The sequence below is a fragment of the uncultured Subdoligranulum sp. genome, from assembly GCF_937890665.1.
In genome coordinates, this window is record NZ_CALADU010000043.1 from 1 (window position 1) to 7,322 (window position 7,322).

Below are 7,322 nucleotides of genomic sequence, written 5' to 3' on the forward strand. Positions count from 1 at the left end.
AACAGACACAGGGCGAGGCCCCGGCCAAAGCCGATTCCTCACCCTCGTCGTTGAGTGTGACTGCTATGGTGTATACCAGCACCGGTTTACCGTGCCGGGCATCCACCGAAAGTTTTGCGACCCCGCAATGTGCCACCCGTACCGGCGGCACATGCAGGATTCGCAGCGCCTGCGCTCCTGCCTCGGCATCCGGGTCGGGGCAGGTCAGCGGCAGGCGAATATTGCGAACCAAAAGCATAGGCAAATTCCTTTGGGGAAATTTATTTGGCGACCACTTCACACTGGACCGTATAACTACCAGTAGCAAAGATCCGTGTGGAAGAAGGGATCTGAATGGTGACCGGGATGGACTGCTGCCCCACCGTCAGGTTCACGCTTTGGCAATCAATTTGTGCCACCACACTATCTGCCGAAAGGCTGGCAATCTCATCCGCAGGACCGTAAAGGGTAACCCCCGACACCACGCTGGACAAAATCTCCAGCTCATAGTTGCTGGGGACGTTGATCGCCTTGATGTTGGAAATGTTCAGCTTGGTAGAGTCCATATCCGTGGTATCAAAGCTGAGGGTAACGCTGGTCACACCGTCCAGTGAAACAATGCCCGCCGGCAGTTCAACCAAGCGTTGATAATCCCGGTCCGGTTCAAATTCACGGGCGAGGTCGAAATCCGTCCCCGTCAATTCTTCCAGTGCGCTGATGGTCCGGGCAGGTCCCGCCACCCGCAGCGTGGTCTGGTTGAGAGAGTATTTCAAACAGCTTGTGTCAAAGTTGCTGGGCGTGCCGATGAAATCCACCACCAACGGCAGTTCCCGCACCTGATAAACCGTCAGCGTGACATTGGCGGTCTCGCTGTCCATGGTGGTATACTGCGGTGTAAAGACCGCGCCGTTTTCGTCACGAAGCTCCAGCGTAGCCGGCACCGTAGTGGTATCCGCCAAGTCCGTTTCACTGTCCACAGTGGCAACCACCGAAGCAATCTGATCCAATTCACTGGTGGGACCGCGCAATGTGATCTCGGTGGGAACCGAGGCCGTCTTGTTGAGCATATAGCCGTCCGCCACCGACACAGCCGAGGCATCTACCGTCACCGGCAAAGTTTTCTCGCTGACTTCATCAAAAACCACATCAATGGTTTTGGGATTTTCCACGGTACACTCAATATCTCCCGGGAAATCGGTGGTGTTAACCAACCGGGCCTGCAGCCGTAGCGTCACGCGCCCCGCACCGCTGACCCCCGAATAGCTGGGATACACCATAATATCGGAATTTTTGATATTACCGATGATGGTACTGTTGCCATATACCTTAACGTCAACCGTTTCAATATCAGGTTTTTCCACGATATCCAATCCCTGCGATGTATACGTGGAGGCCGAGTTTGCATAATTGATGGGGACATCCGTAACGGTGCTGGATCCTTGCGGGTCCACATACACCGTAACAACCGTCCACGCGACAAATCCGCACAGAAGTGCCAACAACAGCGAAAACGCCGGATGATCCCACAGCGATTTGCGTCCCGCAGGGGCCTGCGGCCCCGCGTTATTCGGCTTTTGCATGGTTTTGTGTGCCCCCTTTGCGCAGCATATTTTTCAGTCCCGAGACCGACACCCGCTTTTCCGCCGCTTCTTCCGGCGGAACGATCTCTTCTTGCAACAGATTGAAGAGATTCTGCCGGTCCAGACGGCGAATCAGCACACCGTTTTTCGCCATAGAAATAATGCCGGTTTCCTCACTGACGATCACAATGATCGCATCGGAGTTTTCACTCATACCCAAACCGGCGCGGTGGCGGGTACCCATGTCCTTGCCCATTTCCAGATTGTTGGACAAAGGCAGCACGCAGCCCGCTGCCACAATCACACCGTCCCGAATTACCACCGCACCATCGTGCAGCGGCGTGCCTTCGTAGAAAATCGTCCCCAGCATCTCGGGGATAACATCCGCATGCATCGGCGTACCGGTGCGGATGATCTCTTCCAGATTGTTTTTGCGTTCCAGCACCATCAAAGCACCGGTGCGCGTATCGGACAACTGTTCAGCGGCATCACAAATGGCTACCACTGCGCTTTGCCATACCCCACGCAAAGAGGGGTCCGCACGTCGGTTGCCGAACAACCGCCCGGCCCATACCGTGGTCTGGCCCATCCGTTCCAGCGTTCTGCGCAATTCCGGTTGGAAAATCACCACAGCAGCCGTAAAGCCGATGGTCAACACATTGTTGAGCACCCATGTAACGGTCCGCAGATTCATCACATAGGCCAAGCCGTAAAAAATGATAATCAACAGAATACCGCGAACCAACTGACCGGCACGGGACTTGCGCGCGAACTGAATCAGCTGATAAAACGCGAAGGAAATGATTAAGATATCCAGCGTGTCGGATACAGGATCAAACACGCGCAATGTACTGGCGATCGCTGAGATCATTTGGTTTTGCAACATGGACCGCCGGGCCCCCTTCCCCGCCTAGGTAAGTATACGATTCGTTTACGCTTCCAGCAAAGCCACCGCATGGGCGGCAATGCCAAGTCCTTCACCGGTGAATCCCAGATGCTCTTCGGTGGTTGTTTTTACGCTGATGGCTTCCACCGGGACCTCAAAGGCCGCAGCAATATTTTGCCGCATCGCTGCAATGTGGGGCGCCAGTTTAGGCGCCTGACACAGAATGGTGGCATCGATATTGCCAACGGTATACCCGTGCTGGCGAATCAATGCCGCCACCGCCCGGGTCAGCGCCAACGAATCCGCCCCCTTATAAGCCGGGTCCGTATCAGGGAAATGCTTGCCGATGTCTCCCAACGCAGCAGCGCCCAGCACCGCATCCATCACAGCATGCAACAGAACGTCTGCGTCAGAATGTCCCAGCAAACCTTTTTCGTACGGAATTTCCACACCGCCCAAAATCAGTTTGCGTCCCTCTACCAAACGGTGAACATCATATCCATGTCCGATTCGCATCGTCTTCTCCTTTTGAAGGTCCTCTCGCGTTGTGATCTTATAGTTTCCATAGCTGCCTTCGGTCAGAACCACGGGCATTCCAGCCAATTCAAACAAGCTGCAATCGTCGGTTACCTGACGGGCTTTTTCACCGGTCACACTGGCCAGCGCTTGCAGATATTTCTGCCGAGAAAAGCACTGGGGGGTCTGCACCGCGTAGAGCGTAGAGCGATCCGGCGTAGCTGCCACCTGATTGCCTTCGCCTACAATTTTGATCGTATCTTTGACCGGTACCGCCGGTGCGGCAGCCCCAGTACGCGCCGCCGCCTCCAACGCCGCCGTAATCACCGACTGACTTACAAAGGGACGTGCCGCATCGTGGATTGCCACCAGCTCTCCTTCTGCCGCTTGCAGGCCGTTTCGCACACTGTCGGCACGGGTAGCCCCGCCCTCCACCACCACACAGGGCTTGGGGCAGGCCGCTGCGATCTGCTCACATTGCGCACGGTTGGCTCCTGCCACCAAAACCACCTGCGTAACCGCCGGGTGAGATGCCAGCGCATGACAGCTTTTTTCCAGCACGGTTTGTCCATCCGACAAACGATAGCTGAGCTTATCAAACCCCATGCGGCGCGATGCCCCTGCTGCCACCAGAATGGCCGTAACTTGCGGCAAGGATTGATTCGACACAGAGCGCACTTCCCTTCTATAATTTATATACGTTTATTATACAGGGTCATCAGGAAAAAATCCACTAAAATCCTTAGGATTTTTTGTGCACTGCGAAAAAAATGCCTCCGGTTTTCTTCCGGCGGCACCCCATCTTTTTCCCTGTATTTTCTGTTGTTTGCACACTGTCCCCCGCACAAGACAGTCAGCAGGTCCTCTTCCCGCCCATAAAAAATACCAGATCCCCCGTTTTGGGAAGGATCTGGCACTCCGTATCAAGCACGACGCTTTTTGTCCAGCCGAATTTTGTCGGCGATCATGGCAATGAACTCGCTGTTGGTGGGCTTTCCACGCAGATTGTGAATGGTATAGCCAAAATAGCTGTTTAAAGTATCCACGTCTCCTCGGTCCCATGCCACCTCGATGGCATGACGGATCGCACGCTCCACGCGGCTGGCCGTCGTCCCATTGCGTTTGGCAATCTCGGGATACAGACGCTTGGTCACCGCGTTGATATAGCCGTGATCCTCCGTCGTCAAAAGAATGGCATCGCGCAGAAATTGGTATCCTTTGATATGCGCCGGCACACCGATTTGATGCAGAATTTCGGTAACGGTCATCTCGTCAGAATCCTGCGAATTGGCCTGCGGGCGATTACTGCTGCCCGCGGCTTTGAATACACGGTTCACCAAAACGCTCTCATCAAAAGGTTTGACAAAGAAAAACGAAAAACCGTTATCCAGCAGTTCCTGCTCAATTTCCTCGCTCTGGAAAGCCCCGGTAACAAAGAAGGTCGTCCGCGTGCCGCTGGTATTCTGTGCCTCATACCGCTGTTTGACTGTAATCGCGTCCAAATCCGGCATAAAGGCATCCAGCAAAACCGCCTGCGGGTGCACATTGAGTAAGGTTTCCAATGCCTTGTTGCCGTTTTTCTCGCAGACAGTCACCGCTACCCCCTTGGCCTCCAGTGCCTGACGGCACGAAGCAGAGACTTGGGCACCGGTATCGGTCATCACGAACTTGATTTTTTCCATCGTCATATCCTCCAGACATATCTCGGTTTCAAGGCTTTCGGGCGATTTCTGCGCCATTCCTGTGCAGCACGCCTGTTACGCCGGGTTTCGTTTACGATGGAAATTTTACCATATTTTTCCAGTTATCGCAAGAGCATTTTCCAGTTTTTTTCTGGTTTGCCGCAACTTTCGTTCGACCGCTTTTTGGAGTTTTTTCAAAAAAACGCAGTTTTACAGCGCATTTTTTCTTTTTTCGTCGAAAACCCTCTTGTTTAGTCTGTGGAATTATTTCCCATTTTTCCCAGTTTAGTCTTCTTTTGTCATGGTGCGATTGCATCCGTCTTTTCCAGCATCGTGGTGGCAAATATGCCATATCCCCGCGTGGGGTCATTGACCAACACGTGGGTCACCGCCCCCACAAGGCAGCCGTCCTGCACAATGGGCGATCCGCTCATCCCCTGCACAATTCCCCCGGTGGCCGCAAGTAGTTCCGGATCCGTCACTTTGAGCAGTAGATTCCGATTCGGGTCTCCGCTAGTCATATTGACCCGCTCAATGCGCACTGAATAGGCTTTCGGCGTACTGCCAGAAATGGTTGTCCAGATCTCTGCATCCCCCAACGCAATCTCTTGCGGCTGCCGCACAAGGCAGCTTTGCCCCATTGTTGCAGCAGTATACCGCCCATACACGCCGGTGGTATCATTGGCCAATACCGTCCCTGCCGTAGCAGCCGAAAATTCTCCTCGCAGCTCACCGGGACTTCCCGCAGTCCCCTTTACACAGCCTGTCACCACCACCGGCACGATCTCCCCCGAAAGCAATGTGATGTCCGCACCGGTATCCGTATCGCTGATGGCATGTCCCAACCCGGCAAAGGTTCCGTTAGCCGGGTCCAAAAAAGTCATCGTCCCGATCCCTGCACTGGAGTCCCGTACCCATAAGCCTGCCCGGTAAGCACCGGTGGCAGCATCCTGCACCGGCGTCAGCGTGGTGGTATGCCGCACCCCATCCCGCAGATATACAACAGAAATCGGTGTGCCGTTGGCCGCGGTAATAGCCTGTGTCAGCTCCTCATTGCTGCGCACCACGTGCCCTCCGGCCGAAACAATCAAGTCCCCCAGCTTAAGCCCGGCCTCTTTGGCCGGATTTTCCGTGCCCAAACGGGTGTACTGATCGGAAAACGCAACCACCAATGCACCGTCAGAGAACATCTTGACGCCAAACGGACACCCGCAGACTTGCACGTTACGGCTTTCCACACTCACCGTGCGAACCGTCTTGACCGGAATCGCGCCAAACAAAGCCAGTGTAACATTTTGGCTGGTGTCCCCTTGGGCACGCCCCGCCTGCGCCACCTCCTTTTGCGCAGAACTCACCCGCACCCACGGCATCGACGCAATTTGCAGCTCCGCTGTTTCTCCGGTTGTGTAAAATGTGTCCGGCAAAGCCGTAGTCAGTAATCCCCATACTCCACCGCACAGCACCAGCAGGCAAAGCAACAACGCCAACAGTCCGCGTCGGATTCGCTGTTTGGGCATAAAGCATCCCCCCTGCGGGTTAGCCTATGCAGCAGGGGGGCAAATTATTACAAAAATCTCTGTATGGGCAGCAAAAGCAAGCACCTCAACGCACTAGGCGTTGAGGTGCTTGTGGACCTTATCTTTGTTCTGGACGAAGTTTTTGGCAGTATTGAGTGCAGAGCTTATCGGTACACGCCGAACACTGCAGCGCCGCATTGGAATGATCCCAAAAACGTTCCGGATACATCATAACGCATAATTCCCACACCAGCCATGCAGCGGCCGACAGGACCACCAAAGAGGTCGCATAAAAGCCACCCATAAAAATCAGCGGCGAAAACATCATCAGATGATCCCAGTTGAAGATCCGACAGGTAGTACAGCAGCGATTTTTCATAATCAGGCGAAAGGGACACCAGATAAGGACACAGATTAAATCGCATACATAGAAGAACACCGAAATCAAAAACAACTGAATTTTATCCAACGCATGGGTATAATACAGTACCCCGATTCCGGCAATAAGTACACACCAGAGCAAAAACACTTTGTACGCAGCCTTGGGGGTGCTGATGATGTAGCGCTCCAGTGCCTCATAATTGACCTTCTCCCGAATAGGTTGAAATCGATTGGTGAAAAGTTTTTGGGACCCCACCGGCACTTTCTTTTTAATCGGAATGATTTGCAAGAGCATATCAATAACCCAAATTCCCCACAAAAAATGCAAGGGAGATAACCTTTGGAAAAAGCCAAACCCGTCCAACACGGAAAAACAATCCTTGCACAACAAACTCAAAGCAATGCAGATTGCCAAAATCACGCATCGCCCCGCCAATCTGGCAAAGTAAATTTTTCTTGTGATGGACATGGTAGCCTTCTTTCCGTAGTTTTTACGTCTTTCTTTGGGCTTACAGGGGCAAATCCTACCCACTCTAATTCGGTCTTCTTTTCCGCCTCTCACACAATAGAGAGAAAGCCCTAATCTTTTTAATTATAATATAGGAGATCTTGTATAGGCAAGAGTCCACCGCAAGAATACAGTGTCCCCGGTAGCAGGTAACCTATGCCCCTTTTCAACCTTGCAAAAAGCGGCAAAGAAAAATCCCGAACACTTACGTGTTCGGGATTTGGTGCGGATGAAGGGATTTGAACCCACACTCTTTTAAGGGAACTAGAACCT

At 53.2% G+C, this 7,322-nt stretch carries 7 protein-coding genes and 1 pseudogene; 1 reads left to right on the plus strand and 7 read right to left on the minus strand.

Features of this window, described 5'->3' with window-relative positions:
* The 7 genes and pseudogenes from Q0526_RS02420 to Q0526_RS02450 all read right to left on the minus strand — a co-directional run.
* Positions 1–238, minus strand: a pseudogene (locus Q0526_RS02420) (hypothetical protein); the annotation flags it as partial.
* Positions 239–260: 22 nt separating this feature from the next.
* Positions 261–1,559: a CdaR family protein gene (locus Q0526_RS02425; RefSeq protein ID WP_298730509.1), complete on the minus strand. Its 1,299-nt coding sequence runs from the start codon at positions 1,557–1,559 to the stop codon at positions 261–263.
* The gene (gene cdaA / locus Q0526_RS02430; protein WP_298730511.1) at positions 1,543–2,445 is read right to left on the minus strand and encodes a diadenylate cyclase CdaA; all 903 of its coding nucleotides are present in this window, start codon (positions 2,443–2,445) and stop codon (positions 1,543–1,545) included. Before cdaA ends, Q0526_RS02425 begins: the two co-directional genes overlap by 17 nt.
* A 45-nt stretch (positions 2,446–2,490) precedes the next feature.
* Entirely contained in the window at positions 2,491–3,630 is a 1,140-nt protein-coding gene (gene ispF / locus Q0526_RS02435; protein ID WP_298730513.1) for a 2-C-methyl-D-erythritol 2,4-cyclodiphosphate synthase, read from the minus strand.
* 254 nt (positions 3,631–3,884) lie between these two features.
* Positions 3,885–4,643 carry a sporulation transcription factor Spo0A gene (gene spo0A, locus Q0526_RS02440; RefSeq protein WP_298730522.1) on the minus strand — a complete coding sequence of 253 codons (759 nt, stop codon included), beginning with the start codon at positions 4,641–4,643 and terminating at the stop codon, positions 3,885–3,887.
* A 299-nt stretch (positions 4,644–4,942) separates the two neighbouring features.
* Positions 4,943–6,160: a SpoIVB peptidase gene (spoIVB, locus tag Q0526_RS02445; RefSeq protein ID WP_298730515.1), complete on the minus strand. Its 1,218-nt coding sequence runs from the start codon at positions 6,158–6,160 to the stop codon at positions 4,943–4,945.
* Positions 6,161–6,278: 118 nt separating this feature from the next.
* Positions 6,279–6,836, minus strand: a complete 558-nt coding sequence (locus Q0526_RS02450) for a hypothetical protein (RefSeq protein ID WP_298730517.1) — start codon at positions 6,834–6,836, stop codon at positions 6,279–6,281.
* Positions 6,837–6,881: 45 nt separating this feature from the next.
* Here Q0526_RS02450 and Q0526_RS02455 point away from each other — a divergent pair, with 45 nt between their 5' ends.
* Positions 6,882–7,124 carry a hypothetical protein gene (locus tag Q0526_RS02455; RefSeq protein WP_298730519.1) on the plus strand — a complete coding sequence of 81 codons (243 nt, stop codon included), beginning with the start codon at positions 6,882–6,884 and terminating at the stop codon, positions 7,122–7,124.
* Positions 7,125–7,322 lie beyond the last annotated feature (198 nt).